This is a genomic window from Gardnerella sp. C0684A1, from assembly GCF_055326835.1.
The window spans coordinates 1-287 of sequence record NZ_JBLTSX010000017.1; the positions used below are offsets into that span (position 1 = coordinate 1).

Consider the following 287-nt stretch of genomic DNA (forward strand, 5'->3'; position numbering starts at 1 on the left):
TGCGCGGTCCGAAGGCCGCTGTCGAGAATGATCGCCCCATCCAGCGCTCCCACGCCGTCCCCCAGCGGGCCCGCCGTTCCCGCTGGAGCGCCGATCTTGCGGAGCAGCGCGGTCAGCGTGACCGGCCCGAAATCGCCGTCAGCGCGCACGCCAAGACGGCGCTGCACGAGTGCAACGTCCATGGTGATGTCCTTTTGTTGGATACGGGTCGGTCAGCGCCCGCTATCGCGGAGACCGTAGGGGCCACCTAATCTCCCTCGTGGTGGCCCCTGCACTATGGCTTGGGC

General features: G+C 68.3%; 1 protein-coding gene. It reads right to left on the reverse strand.

The genetic code is table 11. The features are described from left to right. Positions 1–182 (reverse strand): hypothetical protein (locus ACNEUN_RS06200; protein ID WP_463631554.1); only part of this gene is annotated, 182 nt, incomplete at its 3' end. Positions 183–287: the final 105 nt, after the last annotated feature.